Source organism: Agrobacterium sp. 16-2014-1-2a (assembly GCF_053522705.1).
Genome location: NZ_JBNWBX010000008.1, coordinates 182071 through 203182, shown reverse-complemented (window position 1 = coordinate 203182; position 21112 = coordinate 182071). Strand labels below are relative to the sequence as shown.

The 21112-nt window shown below is 58.4% G+C and carries 18 protein-coding genes; 14 read left to right on the top strand and 4 right to left on the bottom strand.

What is annotated here, in order from left to right:
* The first annotated feature begins 73 nt into the window (after window positions 1–73).
* From ACQZ45_RS21560 to ACQZ45_RS21545, 4 genes are read left to right on the top strand one after another with little or no spacing between them, the layout of a single operon-like run.
* Window positions 74–1033 (top strand): extracellular solute-binding protein, encoded by a 960-nt coding sequence (locus ACQZ45_RS21560; protein WP_448742541.1) that lies wholly within the window; start codon window positions 74–76, stop codon window positions 1031–1033.
* Window positions 1030–3036, top strand: a complete 2007-nt coding sequence (locus tag ACQZ45_RS21555) for an ABC transporter permease (RefSeq protein WP_025591544.1) — start codon at window positions 1030–1032, stop codon at window positions 3034–3036. Before ACQZ45_RS21560 ends, ACQZ45_RS21555 begins: the two co-directional genes overlap by 4 nt.
* Window positions 3029–4090 (top strand): ABC transporter ATP-binding protein, encoded by a 1062-nt coding sequence (locus ACQZ45_RS21550; RefSeq protein ID WP_142851302.1) that lies wholly within the window; start codon window positions 3029–3031, stop codon window positions 4088–4090. Before ACQZ45_RS21555 ends, ACQZ45_RS21550 begins: the two co-directional genes overlap by 8 nt.
* Window position 4091: 1 nt before the next feature.
* On the top strand, window positions 4092–4904 hold the full coding sequence (locus ACQZ45_RS21545; protein WP_142851301.1) for an inositol monophosphatase family protein: 813 nt from the start codon (window positions 4092–4094) through the stop codon (window positions 4902–4904).
* A gap of 266 nt (window positions 4905–5170) precedes the next feature.
* Here ACQZ45_RS21545 and ACQZ45_RS21540 read toward each other — a convergent pair whose 3' ends face one another.
* Window positions 5171–7075 (bottom strand): AI-2E family transporter, encoded by a 1905-nt coding sequence (locus tag ACQZ45_RS21540; protein ID WP_065703256.1) that lies wholly within the window; start codon window positions 7073–7075, stop codon window positions 5171–5173.
* A gap of 434 nt (window positions 7076–7509) precedes the next feature.
* Here ACQZ45_RS21540 and ACQZ45_RS21535 point away from each other — a divergent pair, with 434 nt between their 5' ends.
* Complete coding sequence (locus ACQZ45_RS21535; protein ID WP_142851300.1) at window positions 7510–7929, top strand: DUF4112 domain-containing protein; 420 nt, start codon at window positions 7510–7512, stop codon at window positions 7927–7929.
* Window positions 7930–8393: 464 nt separating this feature from the next.
* Here ACQZ45_RS21535 and ACQZ45_RS21530 read toward each other — a convergent pair whose 3' ends face one another.
* Window positions 8394–9020 carry a GDSL-type esterase/lipase family protein gene (locus ACQZ45_RS21530; protein WP_142851299.1) on the bottom strand — a complete coding sequence of 209 codons (627 nt, stop codon included), beginning with the start codon at window positions 9018–9020 and terminating at the stop codon, window positions 8394–8396.
* Between the two features lie 66 nt (window positions 9021–9086).
* Window positions 9087–9998 carry a 2-dehydro-3-deoxygalactonokinase gene (locus tag ACQZ45_RS21525; protein WP_142851298.1) on the bottom strand — a complete coding sequence of 304 codons (912 nt, stop codon included), beginning with the start codon at window positions 9996–9998 and terminating at the stop codon, window positions 9087–9089.
* A gap of 115 nt (window positions 9999–10113) precedes the next feature.
* Between ACQZ45_RS21525 and ACQZ45_RS21520 the strand changes: the two genes are divergently transcribed.
* From ACQZ45_RS21520 to ACQZ45_RS21480, 9 genes are all read left to right on the top strand, one after another.
* A complete protein-coding gene (locus tag ACQZ45_RS21520) occupies window positions 10114–11022 on the top strand; it encodes a dihydrodipicolinate synthase family protein (RefSeq protein ID WP_003517164.1) in 909 nt (302 codons plus the stop codon).
* Complete coding sequence (locus ACQZ45_RS21515) at window positions 11019–12185, top strand: mandelate racemase/muconate lactonizing enzyme family protein (protein ID WP_142851297.1); 1167 nt, start codon at window positions 11019–11021, stop codon at window positions 12183–12185. Before ACQZ45_RS21520 ends, ACQZ45_RS21515 begins: the two co-directional genes overlap by 4 nt.
* Before the next feature lie 24 nt (window positions 12186–12209).
* Complete coding sequence (locus ACQZ45_RS21510; RefSeq protein WP_142851296.1) at window positions 12210–13481, top strand: ABC transporter substrate-binding protein; 1272 nt, start codon at window positions 12210–12212, stop codon at window positions 13479–13481.
* Between the two features lie 67 nt (window positions 13482–13548).
* The gene (locus ACQZ45_RS21505; RefSeq protein ID WP_013637453.1) at window positions 13549–14475 is read left to right on the top strand and encodes a carbohydrate ABC transporter permease; all 927 of its coding nucleotides are present in this window, start codon (window positions 13549–13551) and stop codon (window positions 14473–14475) included.
* A 10-nt stretch (window positions 14476–14485) separates the two neighbouring features.
* Window positions 14486–15316: a carbohydrate ABC transporter permease gene (locus tag ACQZ45_RS21500; RefSeq protein WP_003492168.1), complete on the top strand. Its 831-nt coding sequence runs from the start codon at window positions 14486–14488 to the stop codon at window positions 15314–15316.
* A gap of 2 nt (window positions 15317–15318) precedes the next feature.
* A complete protein-coding gene (locus ACQZ45_RS21495; protein ID WP_013637454.1) occupies window positions 15319–16401 on the top strand; it encodes an ABC transporter ATP-binding protein in 1083 nt (360 codons plus the stop codon).
* The gene (locus tag ACQZ45_RS21490) at window positions 16398–17381 is read left to right on the top strand and encodes an NAD-dependent epimerase/dehydratase family protein (protein ID WP_013637455.1); all 984 of its coding nucleotides are present in this window, start codon (window positions 16398–16400) and stop codon (window positions 17379–17381) included. Before ACQZ45_RS21495 ends, ACQZ45_RS21490 begins: the two co-directional genes overlap by 4 nt.
* Window positions 17378–19060 carry an SMP-30/gluconolactonase/LRE family protein gene (locus ACQZ45_RS21485; protein ID WP_142851295.1) on the top strand — a complete coding sequence of 561 codons (1683 nt, stop codon included), beginning with the start codon at window positions 17378–17380 and terminating at the stop codon, window positions 19058–19060. The genes ACQZ45_RS21490 and ACQZ45_RS21485 overlap by 4 nt, the downstream gene beginning before the upstream one ends.
* 3 nt (window positions 19061–19063) lie before the next feature.
* Window positions 19064–19825, top strand: coding sequence for an SDR family NAD(P)-dependent oxidoreductase (locus ACQZ45_RS21480; protein WP_013637457.1), 762 nt, complete (start codon window positions 19064–19066; stop codon window positions 19823–19825).
* Between the two features lie 457 nt (window positions 19826–20282).
* Here the strand turns inward: ACQZ45_RS21480 and ACQZ45_RS21475 are convergent, their stop codons facing one another.
* The gene (locus tag ACQZ45_RS21475; protein WP_448742540.1) at window positions 20283–21089 is read right to left on the bottom strand and encodes an AraC family transcriptional regulator; all 807 of its coding nucleotides are present in this window, start codon (window positions 21087–21089) and stop codon (window positions 20283–20285) included.
* Between the last annotated feature and the right edge of the window lie 23 nt (window positions 21090–21112).

Here is a 21112-nt window from a genome sequence, read left to right as displayed (position 1 = left end):
CTTGATTTTTAATCTGTTAAATGGATTAATAGGGCCGCCTTCTTCTCAGTGACTTTAAAAAGGGAACATAGTCATGCTGAAATGGACCTTGCGGCGTATAATAGCGGGCGCGTTGGCGTCGGCGTCGATCATCAGTGTTGCGAATGCCGGAGAACTGGTGGTCTACACCGCTCATGGGGAGGCGACATCTGCCCCCATCCTCGATGCTTTTGCCAAGGAAAATCCGGATGTGAAGGTGACTGTCGTGCGCGGCGGTACTGGCGAGCTGATCGAGCGCCTGCGCGCAGAAGGTGGCAATTCCTCAGCAGACGTCATGTGGGGCGGACCGACGCAGACCTTCGAAGAGAATGCAGCGCTCTTCCAATCGTTCGAAAACAAGTCCGACGCCGACATGGTGACTAACGATCCCAATCACATCTGGCATCCGTTCACGGTGCTGCTGCAGCCGCTGGTCGTCAGCACCAAACGCGTCGAGGCCGGCTCCATACCCAAGACGCAGAAAGATCTCGTCTCACAGGACTTCGCAAAGAACGGTGGCCTGATTATTCCAGACCCTGCAAAATCCGGCACCGGCTATGTCATTCTTTCCGCTCTTGCTGGCAATTTCGGTTGGGATTTCGTCGGTCAAATGGCCAAGGGTGCGCGCATTGCTCCCGGTTCCGATGATGCCTTCAACGCCGTACGCGACGGTGAAGCAGCAGTTGGCTGGATTAACGAGGATCTGGGTGCCAAGTGGAAGGCTCAAGGTCTGCCGATCGAAATCGTCTATCCGACCGATGCGGTTACCGGCCAGATCGATGCGCAAGCCATCGTCAAGGGCGCGCAGCACATCGAAGACGCCAAGAGCTTCATCGATTTCCTCGGCAGCAAGACGGCGCATGAAATTGTTCGCGACGCCACCGTTCGACGCTCGGCACGCAAGGATGTAACGCCTCCCGCCGCTCTGCCTGACATGGCTACGCTCACAATCGTATCCGCTGTCGATCCGCGCCCTGTGGTCGTGGCTCGCTTTCAGGAGCTTCGCGGAAAATGAAGGTGCTGCGCGACAATTGGCTGATATTTTCAATCGTCGCGCTCGTGCTCTGCGGCCTGACGATTGTTGTCCCGCAGGTTCGCCTCATGGCCGCCTCCCTCCTGGAGGAGGGCGGCCGTTTTACTCTTCTGCATAATAAAGACGGCTTGCAATTCGTCCCGGAAATGACCGCCCGATACAGCGTTGCTAAACTTTCTGACGGCGTTGCGATAACGTTGAGTTCGACTGACAGTCTGACTGTAGACGTCCAGGATGACCGAACGCTGCGCCTCTCTTCGCAAGAGCCGATTTCGGTTGGTAAGGACGAGGCAGGTTTACTTGAACTGGATCTGGGCTCGGCTCGGTTCACGCTTTCGCAGCAGGCGCCCCGGGGGCTATTCGCGACAACTGCACCAGCGCCTTTAGATATCAAGGCGCAGTCGCTCAACACTGTCCTGCTCTCACATGCCGCGAACGCCTACATCACCTTCGAAAACAAATCGCTGTCGCTCTCTGCTGTCCACTATACCGATTTCTTTACACGCTCGGAAACCCTTTCCGCCACGGTGAACAGCCTGCTGATCGCGTTGACATCCACCGGACTTGCCGCTTTGATCGGCGTATCGCTGGCTTATCTTATCGCACGTTACCGGGTCGCGGGCAGCACTGCTATCGTCTTTCTTGTCACTATGGCGTCCGTGTCTCCACCATTTCTGGGGGCGTACGCCTGGCGCTTGCTTCTGGGACGAAACGGCGTTCTGACCAACTATCTCGGCCTCGATGTCTCGATTGTCGGCTTGCATGGCGTCATTTGGGTCATCACCTGGCTGGTCTTTCCAATCATCTTTCTGCTCAGCCACAGCTCGTTTCAGAGTTTGGACGCTGGCCATATCGAGGCAGCGGAAAGCCTTGGTGCCAAGCCGCCTCGTGTGCGCATGACGGTCGAAATTCCGCTGGCACTCCCCGGCATCATCACCGGTCTCTATCTGGCAACGATGGCAGCCCTGTCTGACTTCGGAACGCCGCGCATCATTGGCCTCGATGTCAACGCACTGCCGGTTCTGATCTATACGTCCTTCCTGAGTGAGGCAGGACGCAATCCGGCGCTTGCGGCCACAGGATCGATTGTGCTCATCACCATCTCGAGCCTGTTCCTCATGGCGCAGCAAATCTATTTGGCGCGACGCGGTTTTGCCGTGGTGTCGTCGCGGGCGCTGGAACGCAAGCCGCTATCGCCTCTTGCTCATGTCACAGTGCTTGGCGCGGTCATCATTGCCCTTCTCATGGCATTCACGCCCCACCTGACGGTGCTGGTTTCCAGCTTCATGGAATGGCGGGTCGGCCTACCCAGGGCGAACTTTACGCTGGAAAACTACGCCACTATGTGGCGCACCGGCATGGGGCCGGCTTGGGTGACCTTGTCGCTTGGTATTGCCGGAACGCTGGCGGCAACAGCAATCGGGTTGGGGATTGCATATGTGATTATACGCAAGCGCTACCGGATCATCGCCCCCGTTCTCAGCCTCACTGTCATGATGCCCTATGTCATTCCCGGCACGGTGCTCGGTATCGGTCTCATCATGATGTTCAACAAGGCGCCGCTGCAACTGACCGGCACCTGGTTCATCCTTCTCCTTGCCTATCTCATTCGAAACCTGCCTTTTACGGTGAAGGCGTCAGAGGCGGCCCTGAGGCGCGTTCACCCGGCTCTCGAAGAGGCCGCAATCAGTCTTGGAGCGCGTCCATTCAGGGTGTTCTTCACCATAACGGCACCTCTTGTTCTGGCGGGGGCGGTAACCGGTGCAACGCTCACCTTCCTTCACATCGTCACGGAGCTGTCGTCTACCATCGTTCTCTATCGTCCGCCGTGGAAGCCGATGACAGCCGTGATCTTCGAGAACACGCTTGTCGATGCCGATTTCGGTGTCTCCGCAGCACAGACCATCCTGCTGATGCTGATCATTTACATCCCTCTCTATTTCATTGTCCGCTACGGCCAAATTCGAGGAAATTCCGGTGGTTGAAACCTCATCTTCCAAAACTCCAACCCAAGGCTGCGAGGTCGTCATCGACGCCGTCTCCAAGACCTTTGGCAATCATGCAGTTCTGAAAGACATCAGCCTCACGATCAGGCCCGGCGAATTCTTCACGCTGCTAGGGCCGTCCGGTTGCGGCAAGACGACACTTTTGCGCGCCATTGCAGGATTCCACCCAATCGATGGCGGAAAAATCCTGTTCAACGGGCAGAACGTGACCTCGCTCGCCGCCTGGGACAGAAATATCGGCTTCGTCTTCCAGAACTATGCGCTATGGCCAAACCAGACCGTGTTCGACAATGTCGCTTACGGGCTCAAACTGCGTAAGGTTCAGAAGAGTGAAGTTGCTGAAAGGGTTCGTGCCGCACTGGCCCAGGTCGAGCTTCACGGCGTCGAGAAGCGCTATCCCGCAGAAATGAGTGGGGGTATGCAGCAGCGCATCGCGCTGGCGCGTGCACTCGTCATCAACCCGCCGCTGCTTCTCATGGACGAGCCCATGTCCAACCTTGATGCGCGTCTTCGCGTGGCTCTTCGCCATGAACTGCGCAGTCTGCAGAAGAGGCTCGGTCTGACAGCAATCTATGTGACGCATGATCAGGAAGAAGCCCTCGAAATGTCGGACCGGATCGCCGTGATGCAGAATGGAATCGTGCAGCAGCTTGCAGATCCCGAAACAATTTATTCGCGACCGGCGAACCGCTTCGTTGCCGAGTTCGTCGGCAGCGCAAACTTTCTGGAGGGCGAATTTGATAAGGCCGGCTTCCAGATGGCTGACGGATCGAGACTTCCTATCACAGGAAGCGGCCACAGCGGTAAAGGCACACTTGTCGTGCGTCCCGAACAGGTAATAACCCGCGAAAACGGCAGCGCTCTCGTCAACGCAACGGTGAAAGATCGCCGCTTCATGGGCAAGGCCTGGACGCAAAGCCTTCGACTTGAGAACGGTGCGACCATATCGGTGGAGACACGACACGCACTCGATCTCGACTCGCGCGTCGGTGTGGATTTCGAGACGATAACTTTTCTACCCTCGGGAGTATGAGATGGCGGACCTGTCGCTTGACGAACTGATGCAGCTTGCATTGTCCGCCGCACTTGCCGGAGGCGCTGAACTGAAGACGCATTTCGGCGCCATGTCCCGCGATAGTGTTCAACGAAAAGCTTTGGGTGATTATGCGTCCAAGGCCGATCTTGCTGCCGAGGAGGCTATTGCCGCAGTTCTGGCAAGAGCAGGCGATCGCTATGGTTTCGTGGGTGAAGAAACCGGTACGCGCAAGCCAGACGCACGACGCCGTTGGGTGGTAGACCCGCTCGACGGGACCAGCAACTTCATCTGGGGCATTCCCTATTTTGCTGTCAGCATCGCACTTTGCGACGACGATGGCGAAATACTGGGCGTCGTCCTTGACCCATTGCGGGACGAGATGTTCACGGCAGTTCGAGGGCAGGGTGCCCAGATGAACGGTAAGGAACTGACACGGTTGGAAGAGAAAAAGCCCGAAGAATCCATCATATCTCTATCTATGCCGATCCACGGACAGTTGAAGTCGATGGACCGCAGTAGTTTCTTCCGGGCCCTGGATACCATCACCAACGAGACGGCAGGCATCCGCAGACTCGGCTCGGCCGCACTTGATCTCGCATATGTTGGCGCGGGCAGGTTAAATGGCTATTTCGAAGACGGCCTTAGCCATTACGACTACGCGGCTGGCAAGATTATTGCCCAGGAAGCCGGAGCGCTTGTTACCTCCCTCAATGGCGGTGTTGTAGAAGACGGCGGTTCACTGTTGGCGGGAACGTCATCCATACATCAGTGGCTCAAATCCAAGTTTCAGCAAGCGGAGACTCCAAGCTGAAAGGTCTCACAACCGCAGGCCGCTTTTGATGTCGCAACTGTCAAGCTTTAGACCTGACTGCTCTTAGTTCGCCGTAGATACCTAGAGACGCGTAACGTTATCAATCTTTGTATCGATGCATCGTGCTTTTTGCAGAGTACGGGTTTGGGCGGTGATGAGCGTGCGCAAGTCCAGGGGCTGAAGCTTTCGGGTGGTCCTATGCGTTATGATCCAGGAGACGAGATGCGTGCACATTGGTAGTATCAACAGACTTCTCGTGGCTGCGTTCAGGCAGCCACCGGCGGCACTCGGCGCTGGCGTGCCACTTTTCTCACGGGGCTTTTCAAGGCCACAGGGCCTGTGTCGCTCAGGGCCGACAAGACGGCCTGCGTCAGCGAAGCGGCAACGAAGTCGGCGCTTATGTCTTGTGGGTCGATTGGCGCTTCGCGCCCGCTTTCTCCCATCGGCAACAAAATGCCGACACGAAGAGAAGGTCTTACACGCTTCAAACGACGCACGATCTGTCGCGCGTGCGATTTCGAGTTCTCATTGAGAAACGTAACGACAACGGTGTCGATATCGTCAGCCACCAGAGCCTTTAGATCTCGTCCTTCAATCACCGTATAGTCTGCTTGTCTGATCTGCGCACCCTGAACCAAGAGAACTTGCGATAACATCGCGGACGCTGCATCGTCCATGGCCCCTCTGCCTCCAAGGGATAGAATTGATCTGCCTTTACCGTCCGGTAGCGCGATTGTCTCTTTGGTCTCTGGCGCTGAAGTCTGTTCGTCTTCCGACAGTCCCTCGTTTTCCTCTTCGCTCGCAATCTCTGCAAGATTTTCAATGAGGGCATGGGCGCTGGAGGCAAGAAGCGCGATTTGAGCCTCTGTCATCACGCCGCGCTGGCGGTCCGCTTCGCCCAGGATCAAGGCAGGAAGACCAACTTTTTCGTAGTAGTCGATGAGATATTCCTCTTCGAGAAACTCTTCGGCGTTGTCAGTCGCTTCGTTGGGGTCGCCGGAAAGCAGCCGCTGGTAAAGCTTTTCCTGCGGTTGGAGGACTGGTTCATTTCCGAGCAGAACGTCCAGAAAACTGAACTCGGGGACATATCTGCCAAGAACGACCAGACACACCGTGAGAGGTGTCGACAGCATTAACCCCAGTGGTCCCCAAAGCCAGGACCAGAAGATTGCGGAGATGATGATCGCCATCGGAGACAAGCCGGTGTGGCTACCATAGAGCCAAGGCTCAACGACGTTATTGCTGATCAGTTCGGTGATGATGAAAAGTGCCGCGACCCATGCGACCAACGACCAGCCGGGAGAGATTGCAAGGGCGAGGAACAGCGGCAACACCATTCCGATAACGGGACCAATATAGGGCACGAAACGCAGAACCAGCGTCAGCAGACCCCACAGGATCGCGTTCGGAATGCCAAGTACCCAAAGCCCAATCGTGATGGGAAAGGCGTAAAGGGCATTTACCACCAATTGCATCAGAAGGTATTTCCCAACCCGTTTTCCAGCGTCCTGCAGCGCTGCCGTCGTGCGATGCAGGTCACCAAGTCCAACCAGCCTGATGAACCTGTCGCGAAGGTCCTCGCGCTCGATCAACATGAAAATCACAAGAACGATGACCAAACCTGCCGTTGCAAACGGGCTGATAAGCGGAAGAATGAAATTGCCAAGTGTCTCGACCGGATGGGATCGCGTGACGATTTCAACGGGCATCGGCTCTCGCATGGTTGGTGCGGTCGACTGCTCGTCCTGACTTTCGACGGCGCGTGTCTGCAACTCGGCGCCGACACGCTCGACAACCTTGCTCAGATGTTCGAGCACACCATTCCCTGATCCGGCTTGGCTGAGCGCCTGAACCTTGGTGACGATATTGCGCTGATATGTCGGGATGTTTTCGGCAAGATTTGTCACCTGCGTGGCGACGACGAAACTGAACAGCGCAATTGCCATGAAGGCTGAGGCGACCGCCAAAATAACGGCGGCAATCTTGGGCACAGAGTGTTTTCGGAGAAAAGAGACAATAGGTGCCAGAGTGAATGTCAGGAGGAGAGCCAAGGCTAATGGCACGAAGATTTCCTGACCCACGTGCAGGATGACCGCGACGCCAATCAGAATGAGAATCGTTCGTCCAGAAAGCCTGGTGTTAGCCAGCGGACCTTGATGAGAAACGGCCATAAGTTTTCCGATGTCGTTTGTTGTTAAAGCGCCAGTGTCCATCAGCAGTCCGCCTTTAGATGCACCGATGAACTCAAAAAATATGTGCCATGTCCGCATCTGCTTTATGAAGATCAGCTTTAACTCGCGAAAGACGTTAAAGATGCAAGGGCGTGCCTCACATCTTTCTCTCGACCTTGCAGTCCTGTAGTAGCGCCAATGTAAGGGAAAATATTTCTTAAAAATTACTGTGGCCTATCGGAATCGAAAAAGGGGTGTAGGGCCTGAGCGATGAAGGGCGATTGGTGCTGTCACATAGGCAGGATCGAGGCGATTGAGCGTAACTGGTTCGGTTTCAATGGATGGAGATAGCTTGCGCAACGCTCTTGAACGCAACTCTCCACATCCCCATTCATATTAGGCTGAGGCATATCTCTTTTATGGAGCACGATTGTATGACAGCGAGAACGTGGAACGCCCACGGCACATCGGACGACTTCGTGGATGGTGCTGAGCGGCTCCGCCGTCTGCGGCGGCTGTCGGGCATCGCTCGTATGATGGACACAGCGATCCGCATTCCTGGCACGGGAATCCGTTTTGGTGCAGATTCCATCATGGGTTTGCTGCCACTGATTGGTGATGGTGCGGGCGCGATTGTCGGCCTGTATATCGTCAATGAAGCGCGCCGCCTTGGTGTGCCGCAGCAAAAGCTTGCGCGAATGGTTGGCAACATCGCCATGGATGCTCTTGTGGGCAGTGTTCCTGTCTTCGGTGATCTGTTTGATATTTATTTCAAATCGCACCGCCGTAACGTCGATATGATCATCCAGCACTTTGGCATTCATGGCGACGAGTTACGGCGGAAGCGGAAATAAGCCTCGACGATGGCCCGAAAAATCCTGGCGGCGGTTCTGGAGTCGGAGTCGAGGTGTACCGTTTCGTCGTCGGTGGTCGAGACCACGTCTTTCAGCCTGTGCACATTGTTGGCTGTCGCCTTAGGGCGGGTAGGCTCAACTAAGATCCTTCAGTGCCGGATAGAGGCCGCCCTGGCGGACGGAGACGTCCCTGTTTCGCCGGGGTCAGCCGGCTTTCCTGCGCGCTCGCAATCCACGCGATGGCTGTCAAAACACCAGATCGTCACTGAAAGCTGAGGTCATGTTACCTGCGACCAAATCGCCAGTCGGAGCGCTAGAATCAGAATTCCGCCAGTAAGGGGGGGCCTAAACGCGATTCCGCGTTCAACGGACGTGCTCTATAAATCCAATGGAAATCAGCCTGTGAACAATGCTGGGGACAGTTCGGCTCCTTTCAAGAGCTAAAGATAAAGATACCCCTTGTCTCAGTTCAGCAGACCCAACTTTTTTCTAAGCGCTTCCGACCAGACCGCGTAGCCTGCCGCATTCAGGTGAACCAGATCGGATAAATAATAACGGAACATCGGCAGGCCATTTTCACCAATGAGGCCGGCGTTCGGATCAAGCCATGTCGTGTGTTCGCGGCCGTTGCACCATTCGTGCGCCGTCTGGTTGAAAAGATCGAATTCGTGGCGGTATATCCAGCGCGCCGGACTGGGCTTGATCGCCAGAACAAAGACGTGCGCCTGCGGTAGCGCTCGAGAGATGCGATCGCGCAAATCCTGCAGGTGCGCAAGCGTCGTCTGCGCTTTGAGGCCGTCGCTGGCAATATCGTTTTCGCCGAAATAAAGCGCCACTCTACCTGGCTTCAAGGGAACCAGGAGCCGGTCGAGGTAGTGGCTGGCAGAGAGGTAAGTGCCACCGCCAAATCCCAGATTGACGATCTCCAGCGAGCCGAGATCCTCGGTGATGGAGCTCCAGATTCGAAACGAGGATGAGCCATAAAAGGCGATCGGATTGTCTGGAAGGCCGATGCGCTGAATGCGGGCCAGAACGGCAATGATATCATTTTCGTGGCGGCTGGTGCCGATATTGGCTGGGAAGTCGTACATGATTGGCCCTAAAGATTGTCTTGAAAGCCGGATGCCGCCATTTCGGCAACCGGCGATCGGCAAGGGTTATAAAAGCGCTTGCTGCAGGACAGTCAGAGCGCCTTTTGTGAGGGCGTCATCCGCACCCATGGATGTCTTGAGCCCGAACACATCGGCGGCAACCAGATAGAGATCGTTCAGCCCGTCATTGCCGACGATAGCTGCCTCGTCTCCTTCCGCATACCATCCGGCCTCGCGGGCTTGCCGAAACTCCTGCCCGATGACCAGTCCCCGCACATAGGATCGCAACTGATCCGGCGAAAGCCGGCCCGCAAGCCCGCCGGTTCGCGCCGAAAACAGCAGCGACAGCATGGCGGCGGATCGTTTTGCCTCTGTCAGACCCCAGCGATAGGCCTCCTGATCATCGACCGGCGGCTGCGTGGAACCGCGCGCGATGAAGGAGTGATTGATAAGCAGGTTGAAGATTTCACCAGTGACGAATGTCTGGAAGCCATCGATCCTTCCCGCCTTCACCCGCGCCCATTTGCTGTGTGTTCCAGGGATGATCAAGGTGGCGTCTTCGCCTAGGCCGTGGCCGACGATCTGGGTTTCTTCGCCGCGCATCACGTCCGGGAAGGGCTGGCGCGCGGGGTCGGTCAGACCGGGCAGGAAGACGAGATCGGACCCGTTCGGCAACGAACTGCGCACCGTGCCGGCGGCAAGTTCCGCTGGGCCGGCCGGGCACGGCACATAAGCGACCTCGACCCAGCCGTTGCGGCTGGTGATCATTCCGAGTGCGGCGACGGGCAAGGCCCCATGGCTTGAGAACCAGGGTGCGAGTGCATCCATCAGCGCCGCCTCGTGCTCACCCTTGCCAAGGCTCGAAATACCGTCGGCGGTTTCAAGATGATCGAGTTCTTCGCCGCCTTCATCAACGAGCGCCGCCCTCAATGATGTCGTTCCCCAATCGACGATGATCGATGTCGCCGGTGCTGCCATGTCTTGAACCTCCTCGTTCATCTCATCTTGGGGCTTGTCATAGGTCGCAAGTCTATATAGTGTCAATTAGTGAATTCAAGGTATCAAAATATGATACTTAATCGGGAGGAGAAAGATGGTGGCTGGCCTTAAGGGGATTTTGCCTGTTCTGCCTACGCCGTTTCTGGCTGATGGCGGCATTGACGAAGCGGGTATGAAGCGACTGGTGGTCTTTGCGCTCGACAAGGGCGTCGATGGTGTCGTGTTTCCCGGTTTCGCCAGCGAGGTGGAGACTTTGAATGCCGCCGAGCGTGCGGCGTTGCTGAAAATTGTCGTCGATGTGGTAGCCGGGCGGGTGCCGGTCGTGGCCGGGGCAAGTGCGGCCGACTGGCGTGATGTGGTTGAGCACGGGCGGGCGGCATCGGCGCTTGGCATCCGCCACCTGATGGTGCAGGTGCCCAAGTCGGTCGGCACGGATGCGCCGGCGCTGATCGAATTCCTCGGCAGGATCGTCGAGGCGCTGCCCGAAGTTGAAATCATCCTGCAGAACGCGCCCGCGCCGCGCGGCTCCGACCTTTCGCCGCAGGCGATCGTGGAGATCGTGCGGGCGTTGCCGCAGGTGACCTATGTCAAGGAAGAGACGCTTCCTGCCGGCCCAGCCATCAGCCACATCGTCGCCCATGCGCCTTCGACACTGAAGGGCGTCATCGGCGGGGGCGGCGCGCGTTACATTCTCGACGAATATGCCCGAGGTGCTACGGCCGCAATGCCGGCGCTGGAGATCGCCGAGGAACATGTTGCCATCGATCGGGCGCTTGTTGCCGGGCGGCAGGAGGAGGCTCGTCGGATTTATGTCCGCACCCTGCCTCTTCTGGTGCTGCAGGCGGTCTATCGTATGCGGCTGACCAAATATGTGCTGGCCCGTCGCGGCGTGATCGAAGGCGTCGGTGTGCGTGCGCCGACACCCGAGCTTGATGCGGCGGCCATTGCCGATATCGACGCCAATCTGGTCGAACTTGGCCTCGTTGCCGTGGAGGCCGCATGAACAGCCCCATCGCAAGCGTCGAAGTCTTCACCCTGACCCAGCCGCGCAAAGTGCCTTATCTCGGCGCCTTGCGTGAAGGTGAGGTGGTCAATCCCAACGGCTATATCGTACGCAAGGGAAATCGCACGGTTTACCCGACCTTCGACCGCAGCGTGCTGGTGCGCATGAGGACCGAGGCCGGCGTCGTGGGCTGGGGTGAGACCTACGGTATCGTCGCCCCCGGTGCGGTCGCCGCTCTCATCAACGATCTTCTCGCCGGTTTCGTGATCGGCCGCGATGCTTCGGACCCTTCGGCGATCTATGACGACCTTTACGACATGATGCGGGTGCGCGGTTATACCGGTGGCTTCTACGTGGATGCGCTCGCCGCGCTCGATATTGCGCTATGGGATATTGCCGGACAGGAAGCCGGCAAGTCCGTTCGCGACCTGCTCGGCGGCGGCGTGGATACGTTTCCGGCCTATGTTTCAGGCCTGCCTGAAAAGACGCTCAAGGCCCGCGGGGAATTGGCGAAATACTGGCAGGACCGCGGTTTCAACGCCTTCAAGTTCGCAACGCCGGTGGCAGACGATGGCCCGGCGGCCGAAATGGCGAATCTCCGGAAGGTGCTTGGACCCGATGCGAAGATCGCCGCCGACATGCACTGGAACCAGACGCCGGAACGGGCGCTGGAACTGATTGCCGAAATGCAGCCCTTCGACCCGTGGTTCGCAGAGGCTCCGGTCTGGACGGAGGACATTGCGGGTCTGGAGAAGGTTTCGAAGAACACCGAAGTGCCGATTGCAGTTGGTGAGGAATGGCGCACCCATTGGGATATGCGCGCCCGCGTCGAGCGCTGCCGCATTGCGATCGTGCAGCCGGAAATGGGCCATAAGGGTATCACCAATTTCATCCGTATCGGTGCTCTTGCTTCCGAGCACGGCATCGATGTCATCCCGCACGCCACCGTTGGCGCCGGCATATTTCTTGCCGCCAGCCTGCAGGCGTCGTCGACATTGCCAACGCTCAAAGGTCACGAATTCCAGCATTCGATCTTCGAGCCGAACCGTCACCTGCTGGAAGGCGACATGGATTGCCGGGAGGGCAGGTATCACCTGCCGTCCGGACCCGGACTTGGGGTAAGGCCGTCGGAGGCGGCACTCGGTCTGATTGAACGTATCTGAACTGGTTTTTTGGAGGAGGAAGCCATGAACAAAACAATAAGCCGATTGGCGCTCGGCACCGCGACCGCCGTTTTGATGACAATGGGCAGCCTTGCCCCGGCCAGGGCCGATACCGTTCTGAAATTCATTTCCTGGCAGACGGACGATGCCGGCACTGGCGAATGGTGGCATTCGGCCATTGCCGCCTTCGAAAAACAGCATCCGGGCGTGAAAATCGAATTCACCAAGGCCGAGCGCAGCTCGTATGCCGACACGATGACGACGCTTTTTGCGGCCAACCAGCCGCCGCAGATCGTGCATCTGGCGTCCTTCGAGTTTCAAATGTTCGCCGATAGTGGATGGTTGGAGCCGCTCGACCCGTGGCTGAAGAAGGACGACATCGACATGACGGGCTGGGCCGGCCAGCAGAAATGCGAATGGAATGGCGAAACCGTCTGCATTATGACCAACTATTTCGGTTTCGTCATGGCCTACAACAAGAAGCTTCTCGAAGAAGCGGGCGTCGCGGTTCCGAAGACCTATGACGAGTTTCTGGCCGCTGCGAAGGCGACGACCAAGGATCTGAACGGCGACGGCATCATCGACCAGTTCGGCACAGGCCATGAAACGAAAGGCGGTCCAGGTCAATATCTGACGGAGATGCTGAACTACATCCTCGACGCTGGCGCCTACTGGACCGACAAGGACGGCAATATCACCATCGATACGCCGCAGATGGTGGAGGGTCTTTCACGCTGGAAAACCGTGATGAAAAGCGGGATCAGCCCGGTCGACATGAGCGCCAGCGACGTGCGCAAGCTGTTTGCCGATGGCAAGATGGCGATGCGGCTTGATGGGCCCTGGCTTTACGGTACGACCGAAAAGGGTTCGGCCAAGGCTGATATCGTTTACGCCGCCCCGCCGCTTCATCCGCCGCTTGGCGGCTCGTCCAATGTACTCGCCATGCCAGCCGATATTCCCGACGACCAGAAGGCATTGGTCTGGGATTTCATCAAGCTGACGATGTCACCGGAATTCCAGCGCAGCTATGCCACCCTTGGCGGCAACACCCCGCCAAGCCCGACCGCCGACGTCTCGGGTGTCGAAAAGACCATCCCGCATTTTCCGGTGCTGATCGAGACGATGAAGGCCGCGTCCGAGGCGGGGATCGACCGCATTCCGACCGGACTTGAGCTCTTCTACAACGAGTTCAGCAAGATGGTGATGGAAGAAAGCCAGCGGATGATCATTCAGGATCTCGATCCGGCGGCGGTGGCGAAAACCATGCAGGCAAAGGCCGAAGCCATCAAGGGTTGATCCCGTTGTCTTGCCATGGCCCGGAAAGGGCCATGGCCATCATCCGCATCCGGCAGGAGGACCATCCATGACCGAACCCGTTCGGGCTGGGCGTCGCAAGTTCTTCGATCTTGCGCGCCCCAGCCGGCAACATCTCCTCGGCTATATTCTGATTGCGCCCGCAGTCCTGATGGTTGCCGCCATCATCGTCTGGCCGCTCGTTTTGGCCATCGACCTGTCGTTCCAGCAGGTCAAGATACCACGGCTTGGCGGTGCCAGCCGGCCGTTTTCGCTGAGCAATTACACATGGTTGTTCTCCTCGCCGGAATTCTGGCTGGCCTGCTGGGTGACGCTAAAGCTGGTCATCGTCGTAACCGCCGGCAGCGTCGCAGTCGGCCTCAGCACGGCGCTTCTCGCCAATAATCGCTTCAAGGGCCGCACCGTCGCGCGGCTGGGAATGGCGCTGCCCTGGGCGGTGCCAGAAATCATCGCGGTCGTCATCTTTGCATGGATGTTCGACACGTCCTTCGGCCTGTTCGGTTGGCTGGCGATAAAGCTTGGTTTCACCGACCAGATGATCCCCTGGGTCAGCAGTTCCACGGCCGCCTTCTGGGCCGTTGCCATCACCATGGTGTGGAAGGGCTTTCCTTTCGTGTCGATCATGTGTCTGGCGGGTCTGCAGTCCATTCCCACCGATTATTACGCCGCTGCCAAGGTGGATGGCGCCAGTGTCTGGCAGCGTTTCCGCTGGATCACCATGCCGTTGCTGATGCCGGTTCTCGGGGTCACGCTGGTGCTGACCCTGCTTTGGGTGTTCCGCGACTTTTCCATCATCAAGGTTCTGACCGGCGGCGGCCCGCTGCGTTCAACCCAGACGCTGTCGATCATGACCTACGACCAGGCCTTCCAGTATCACAACTTCGGTCGCGCCGCCGCCGTCGGCGTGCTGACGCTGGTGATCTGCATCATTGCCAGCCTGCTGATGCTCGGCCGGCGCTCGAAATCAATCTACTGAGGAGGCTTTGATGAAACGTAGCTTTGCACAGAGCCTTGCCCTCTACGCGACGGTGATCTTTACGCTGGTGATGATCCTGTTCCCGGTCTACTGGCTGCTGGTTACCGCCCTTTCCACCACCGACGAACTCTACCGCCTGCCACCGACTTTCTGGCCGGACGATCCGCAATGGGACATTTTTGCCCGTGTCTGGGCGGCAAAGCCGATCCTTCTGTGGCTGTGGAATTCGATGCTTGCCGCTGTCGGCTCGGTTGCGCTGTCGATGCTGGTTTCGGTCAGCGCCGGTTATGCCCTGTCCCGCTATTCGATGCGGGGCGGCGCTACCATGGGAATGTTCGTTCTCACAGCCAAGATGTTGCCCGCCACGCTACTCGTTATCCCGCTGTTTTCGATCTTTTCGAGCTTCGGTCTGATCGGCAGCCTATGGACGCTTGTGCTTGCACATTCGACCATGATCATTCCCTTCGCAACCTGGATGCTGAAGGGTTATTTCGACACGATCCCGAAGGAACTGGAACAGGCTGCCATGGTCGACGGCTGCTCGCCGATCGGCGCCATGGTGCGTGTCGTGCTTCCCATCGCAACACCGGGGCTTGCCGCCACCGCGCTTTACGCCTTTGTGCTCAGCTGGGCCGATTACGCCTATGCGCGTACCTTTCTGGTCAACTCGCCGGACAACTGGACCGCCAATCTCGGCATCACCACGATGCAGGGCGAATATGTCACCTATTGGAACGACATCTCCGCCGCATCGGTGTTCATCGCGCTGCCGATCATCGCAATCTATCTGTTCCTTGAACGTTATTTGGTCGGCGGTTTGACCGCTGGCGCGGAGAAATAAGCATGGCCAATATTTCCATTCGCAACGTCAGCAAGTCCTATGGCGCGCTCAACGTGCTCAGGCCCTTTTCGCTTGAGATCGAGAACGGCGAGTTCGTGGTGCTGGTCGGACCTTCCGGTTGCGGCAAGTCGACGATGTTGAAAATCCTTGCTGGTCTCGAACCGGCAAGCGAAGGGCAGATCTTCATCGGCGACAATGAAGTCACGGATCTGGCGCCCGGGGACCGCGATATAGCCATGGTGTTTCAGAATTATGCGCTCTATCCGCATCTGACGGTTCGCCAGAACATCGGCTTCGGGCTGAAGATGCGCGGCACGGACCGGCATGAGATTGACCGCCGGGTCGACGATGCGGCGCGCATTCTGGAAGTGACGCCCTATCTGGATCGTAAGCCCAAGGATCTGTCAGGCGGTCAGCGGCAGCGCGTCGCGCTTGGTCGCGCCATCGTGCGCCAGCCGCAAGCCTTCCTCATGGACGAGCCGCTGTCCAACCTCGATGCCAAGCTGCGTGTCCATATGCGTGCCGAAATCGGCGCTTTGCACAAACGCATCGGGGTCACTACCGTTTACGTGACGCATGACCAGGTGGAAGCCATGACCATGGCGGACCGGGTCGTGATCATGCAGGGCGGCATCATCCAGCAGATTGCCGCACCAGACGAACTGTTCAACAACCCGGCCAATCTTTTCGTTGCCGGTTTCATCGGCTCGCCGGGCATGAACTTCCTCAATGCGCAACTGCGTGACGGCACTGTTACCCTGTTTGGACAACATGTTTCCGTGCCGGGCGCGGCTGATCGCCAAGGCAGCGTGATCGTCGGTCTGCGGCCGGAACATCTCGTTCTCGGCGATGCGCCGGTCACCTTCGATGTTCACCCGACGCTGGTGGAAAGCCTCGGATCGGAAAAATACGTCTATTTCGACGCGGAAGGCGCAAGGGTGGCCGATGGCGAGGAGGGCAAGTCCAAGGGTCTGATCGCGCGCGTCTCGCATACCGGCAATCTTCCTGGCAACGAGGCACTCCGGCTCGGGTTCGATCCGGCCAAGCTTTATCTCTTCGATGCAAAGACCGGAGAACGGCTATGATCCTCGTCACCGGATCGGCGGGCCGTGTCGGCCGTGCCGCTGTCGCCGCCTTGCGCGCACAGGGCCGCACCGTTCGCGGTTTTGATCTCAGGCCATCGGGAACCGGCGGCGAGGAAGTCGTCGGGTCGCTGGAGGATGCGCAGGCACTGTCCGAAGCTATGAAGGGCGTGAGCGCCGTCCTGCATCTGGGAGCCTTCATGTCCTGGGCTCCGGCGGATCGCGATCGTATGTTCGCTGTCAATGTCGAGGGTACGCGCCGGCTTCTGGATGCCGCTTCAGCATCTGGCCTGCGGCGTTTCGTGTTCGCTTCCTCAGGCGAGGTCTATCCGGAAAACCGACCGGAATTCCTGCCGGTCACCGAGGATCATCCGCTTTGCCCCAATTCGTCCTATGGCCTGACCAAGCTTTTGGGCGAAGAGCTGGTGCGCTTTCACCAGCGAAGCGGCACCATGGAAACGGTGATCCTGCGGTTTTCGCATACGCAGGATGCGGCGGAACTGCTGGACGAAGAGAGTTTCTTTTCCGGTCCCCGGTTTTTCCTGCGGCCGCGCATCCGCCAGCAGCAGAATTTCGGAAACACCGTCATCGCCGAATTGCTCCAGTCTCGCGATATCGACGAACCCGCGCACATTCTGGCGCGCAACGAAAACGGCCGGCCGTTCCGCATGCATATAACCGAGACACGAGATATGGTGGCAGGAATTCTGCTCGCTCTCGATCACCCCGACGCGGCGGGCGGCATCTTCAATCTCGGCGCGGATGAACCCGCCGATTTCGCCGTGCTTCTGCCGAAGATTGCGGCGCTGACCGGCCTTCCCATCGTGACAGTCGATTTTCCCGGCGACGGCGTTTATTACCATACGTCCAACGAGCGGATCAGAAACACTTTGGGGTTTGAAGCAGAATGGACGATGGACCGGATGCTGGACGAAGCGGCGGCCGCAAGGCTGGGGCGACTCGCGAAGGAGCAGAGGCGATGAAGCCCGATACCCCGGGCGGCACGGCGGCGCTGGCCAAAGGGCTGACCCTGCTCGATATGGTTGCCGACGCGCCGGAACCGCTACGTTTTGCCGAGTTGTTGCGCGCCTCCGGCCTGCCAAAGCCGACCTTTGCACGCATCCTGCGCACCCTTATCGCCTATGGTCTCGTCCGTCAGGATGCGGCCCGGGGGACTTATGTTTTGGGCCAGCGTTTTCTGGAAATGTCCCATAGGGTCTGGGAGAGTTTCGATCTCGTCTCGGCGGCAACCCCGGAACTCGAGCGGCTAGCGGCCGAACTGGGGGAAACGGTTGCGCTGTGCCGGCTTGACGGCACGATGACGCAATATCTGGCCGAACGTTCGCCGAATGGCCTTTCTGTGCGCGTCGAGGTGGGGCGCCGCGTCCCCCTGCATTGCACAGCACCCGGCAAGGCAATGCTCGCCTTTCAGGACCCCGCCGTCGGCCGCGCCCTCTTGGACCGTCTGACGCTGGATGTGCAGACCCCGAAAACCATCACCACGCTCGATGCGCTCCAGGCCGACCTGACGTTGACCCGGGCACGTGGTTATTCGATTTCTTATGAGGAGCACTTGCCAGGTGTAAATTCGGCAGCCGCGCCTGTCATGGGTCGCGACAATACGCCGATCGGCGTGCTTGTTGCGCTTGGCCCTTCATCGCGGCTCAGTTCCTCCAATATCCATCCAGCCGGGCGCGAATTGATTGCTGCCGCCCGCCGTATCACGGGTGCGGCTGGGGCTGTCGCCATTAGTTCCAGGCCCAAGCCCCGGTCTGTCACCGGCCGTCCGAGTGCCGAGCTGAGTTGCGTCTTGCCATGGGGCGCACAGCTTGGCGAGAGTCCAGTGTGGCACGATGGCGAAAATACGCTCTACTGGGTCGATATTCTTCATCCCGCTGTCCACCGGTTTGATCCAGCGAGTGGCCGGAACGAAACCTGCGAGACCGGGAAGTTGGTCAGCGCGGTCATTCCGGTTCGCGGTGGGCGCCTGCTGGTGGCGTCTCAGGATGGGATCGAATGGCTGGATTTTGCATCAGGTCGCCTCACACCATTCGTCAGCCCGGAGGCAGGCATCGTCGACAATCGCTTGAATGATGCCAAATGCGGGCCTGACGGTGCGATATGGGTGGGATCGATGAGGATTGACGCCTCCAAGCCCACGGGTGCGCTTTATCGTATCAGCACCGATGGCGCATTCGAACGCAAGGAAGGCGGCATCATTGTCTCTAACGGCCTCGGCTGGAGCGCGGATGGGAAAACCTTCTACTTTGTTGACACGGTACCTGGCCTCATCCACGCCTATGATTGCGATCCCGCGACCGGAACGCTGTCGGGATGCCGCGAATTCGCACGCATTCCCGTCGCCGACGGCCGGCCGGACGGTCTTGCGGTGGACGCGGAAGGAGGGGTCTGGTGTGCGATCTGGGATGGCTGGTCCGTGCGCCGTTATCTTCCAAACGGGAAGCTCGACCAGGTAATTGAGATGCCGGTGCCCCGTCCCACCAGCATCGCCTTTGGCGGCCCGGATCTGTCGACGCTGTTCATCACCAGCGCCCGCACCCGCCTGCCGGCCTCGACACTCGCCGACGCGCCTCTGTCAGGTGGACTGTTTTCCTGCCGCCCGGGAGTTTCCGGTGCGCATGTCTCATTGTTCGAAGGATAAAGGATGAACCTTGAAAACATCTTTGGCCTGAAGGGCCGCGTGGCGCTCGTTACCGGTTCAAGCCGTGGGATAGGAGCGGCGATTGCCGAAGGGCTGGCTGGGGCAGGTGCCCATGTCATCCTGCATGGCGTCAAGCCGGGCGCCACAGCGGCTGTACATGAGCGGATTGTTACGCACGGGGGAACGGCGGATCATCTGGCAGGCGATCTCTCCGAAGTCGGGGCTGGTCGGGATCTTATCGAGCGAGCAGAGGCGATCGCACCACTCGATATCCTTGTTATCAACGCCAGTGCCCAGATCAATGCCACTCTATCGGCGCTGATGCCAGGTGATCTGGCCTTTCAACTGGCGGTCAATCTGGGCTCGACGGTCGACATGCTGCAGACGGCACTGCCGCGAATGTCGGCTCGGAAATGGGGCAGGATCGTCTCCATAGGATCAGTCAATCAGCTAAGGCCTAAAAGCGTCGTTACCGCCTATGCGGCGACGAAGGCCGCACAGCACAATTTAATTCAAAGTCAGGCTAGAGATTATGCCCGCGACAACGTGTTGCTCAATACTCTCGCTCCCGGCCTCATCGATACGGACCGCAACGCTCACCGCCGCGTCGAGGATCCGGAGGGCTGGAATGAATATGTAAGCGCGTTGAACTGGATGGGGCGTGCCGGGCGACCGGAAGAGATGGTGGGGGCAGCTGTCTTTCTGGCGTCGGAGGCATGTAGTTTCATGACGGGCGAAACGATTTTTCTCACCGGAGGTTATTGACCGGGCGGATATTGGAAAAGTGCAAAATGTCCCGAACGCAGGTGTGGGCCCAGCAACTTTTGCGGTGATCGTCTGGAGAGGTCGTCATTCTAAAAACCAGCGCCGATAATGCGGCGATTGTGCGGGCCTGGCCTCGACGTTGTCATCACCGAGCTGCCGCATACTATCGTCCACTCATGCGTCTGCTTGATTTGCCGAACTTCATCCTCACGCCGCATGTGGCGTGGGCAAGAAGCGCAGCGGTCCAGTCGCTGGTCGATCAGCTGATCGACAATGTCGAGGCGTTCTAGCGCGCCCTTCGTTTGACCGTTATAGCTTCTCATGTAATCGAGAAATGCGCGCATGGCGGCACGTGGGAGGCGGGTCGTAAAAACCATTGCGGTAGGAGAGTGTCCATTGGGAGGAAGCTCCGCCAGCCGGCCGATTTCCTTTCAGGTGTCGCTGTACCTTCTAACGTTCAGCGGTCGAAGTTTCCCAGATATCGGGCAGGCGATGTGCCAAGCGCTTTCTTGAACATGGTTATGAATGCAGAGACGGATTGATATCCAAGATCCCCCGAAACCTGCTGCACCGTTGCCCCCGCTGCAAGGCTTCGGATTGCGACAATCACCTGCAATTGTTGTCGCCAGCGGCCGAAGGTAAGGCCCGTTTCGCTTTGAACGAGACGGGCGAGCGAATTCTCACTCATCGCCACTCGTTTTGCCCATTGCGCCATCGTACTGCGATTGGATGGATCGTCTGCCAGCTCGGATGCAATGCGTGCAAGCCGGGGCTCGTCCGTCAGCGCGAGGTGAAGATGCTCGACCGGCATCCGCGACAATGCCGACAGAAGCAGCGTTTCCATGAGCTCTAAGTCAGCAGTCGCGGCAGCCGATTGGTCGGCCATCTCGATGATCAGTTCCCTGACGAGCGGAGACAGGGAAAGCGTGCAGCACCGGTTCGGCAGATCGGCAGCCCCCGGCTCGATGAACAAGAAGAACAAACGTGCGTTGGCGGTGGCCACATTGCTGTGACGCATGCCCCCTGGAACCCAGACGCCACAATGAGGCGGAACCATCCACATGCCGCTTGGGACGCGACAAGTCACGCCTCCCAGCAGCGGCATGACAAGCTGGTCCTTACGGTGCTGGTGTTCGGGAGCCTCGCGTTCATTTTGAGACACGTCGATCCTCACAGCGCGAACGCGCGATGAAGAGCTTTCGACATCATGGTCGGCGAGGGCACCGGACAGGGATAGTGGTGGCTGGAGGTATTTAGTGATCATTAGAGGGAATATCTAAATTCGTC

Coding starts and splice junctions, on each gene's coding strand:
- ACQZ45_RS21515 (WP_142851297.1), top strand. CDS start 11,019: ATGAACAGCCCCATCGCAAGCGTCGAAGTCTTCACCCTGACCCAGCCG.
- ACQZ45_RS21530 (WP_142851299.1), bottom strand. CDS start 9,020: ATGTACGACTTCCCAGCCAATATCGGCACCAGCCGCCACGAAAATGAT.
- ACQZ45_RS21540 (WP_065703256.1), bottom strand. CDS start 7,075: ATGGCCGTTTCTCATCAAGGTCCGCTGGCTAACACCAGGCTTTCTGGA.
- ACQZ45_RS21495 (WP_013637454.1), top strand. CDS start 15,319: ATGGCCAATATTTCCATTCGCAACGTCAGCAAGTCCTATGGCGCGCTC.
- ACQZ45_RS21490 (WP_013637455.1), top strand. CDS start 16,398: ATGATCCTCGTCACCGGATCGGCGGGCCGTGTCGGCCGTGCCGCTGTC.
- ACQZ45_RS21555 (WP_025591544.1), top strand. CDS start 1,030: ATGAAGGTGCTGCGCGACAATTGGCTGATATTTTCAATCGTCGCGCTC.
- ACQZ45_RS21560 (WP_448742541.1), top strand. CDS start 74: ATGCTGAAATGGACCTTGCGGCGTATAATAGCGGGCGCGTTGGCGTCG.
- ACQZ45_RS21485 (WP_142851295.1), top strand. CDS start 17,378: ATGAAGCCCGATACCCCGGGCGGCACGGCGGCGCTGGCCAAAGGGCTG.
- ACQZ45_RS21545 (WP_142851301.1), top strand. CDS start 4,092: ATGGCGGACCTGTCGCTTGACGAACTGATGCAGCTTGCATTGTCCGCC.
- ACQZ45_RS21480 (WP_013637457.1), top strand. CDS start 19,064: ATGAACCTTGAAAACATCTTTGGCCTGAAGGGCCGCGTGGCGCTCGTT.
- ACQZ45_RS21520 (WP_003517164.1), top strand. CDS start 10,114: ATGGTGGCTGGCCTTAAGGGGATTTTGCCTGTTCTGCCTACGCCGTTT.
- ACQZ45_RS21525 (WP_142851298.1), bottom strand. CDS start 9,998: ATGGCAGCACCGGCGACATCGATCATCGTCGATTGGGGAACGACATCA.
- ACQZ45_RS21475 (WP_448742540.1), bottom strand. CDS start 21,089: ATGATCACTAAATACCTCCAGCCACCACTATCCCTGTCCGGTGCCCTC.
- ACQZ45_RS21510 (WP_142851296.1), top strand. CDS start 12,210: ATGAACAAAACAATAAGCCGATTGGCGCTCGGCACCGCGACCGCCGTT.
- ACQZ45_RS21505 (WP_013637453.1), top strand. CDS start 13,549: ATGACCGAACCCGTTCGGGCTGGGCGTCGCAAGTTCTTCGATCTTGCG.
- ACQZ45_RS21535 (WP_142851300.1), top strand. CDS start 7,510: ATGACAGCGAGAACGTGGAACGCCCACGGCACATCGGACGACTTCGTG.
- ACQZ45_RS21500 (WP_003492168.1), top strand. CDS start 14,486: ATGAAACGTAGCTTTGCACAGAGCCTTGCCCTCTACGCGACGGTGATC.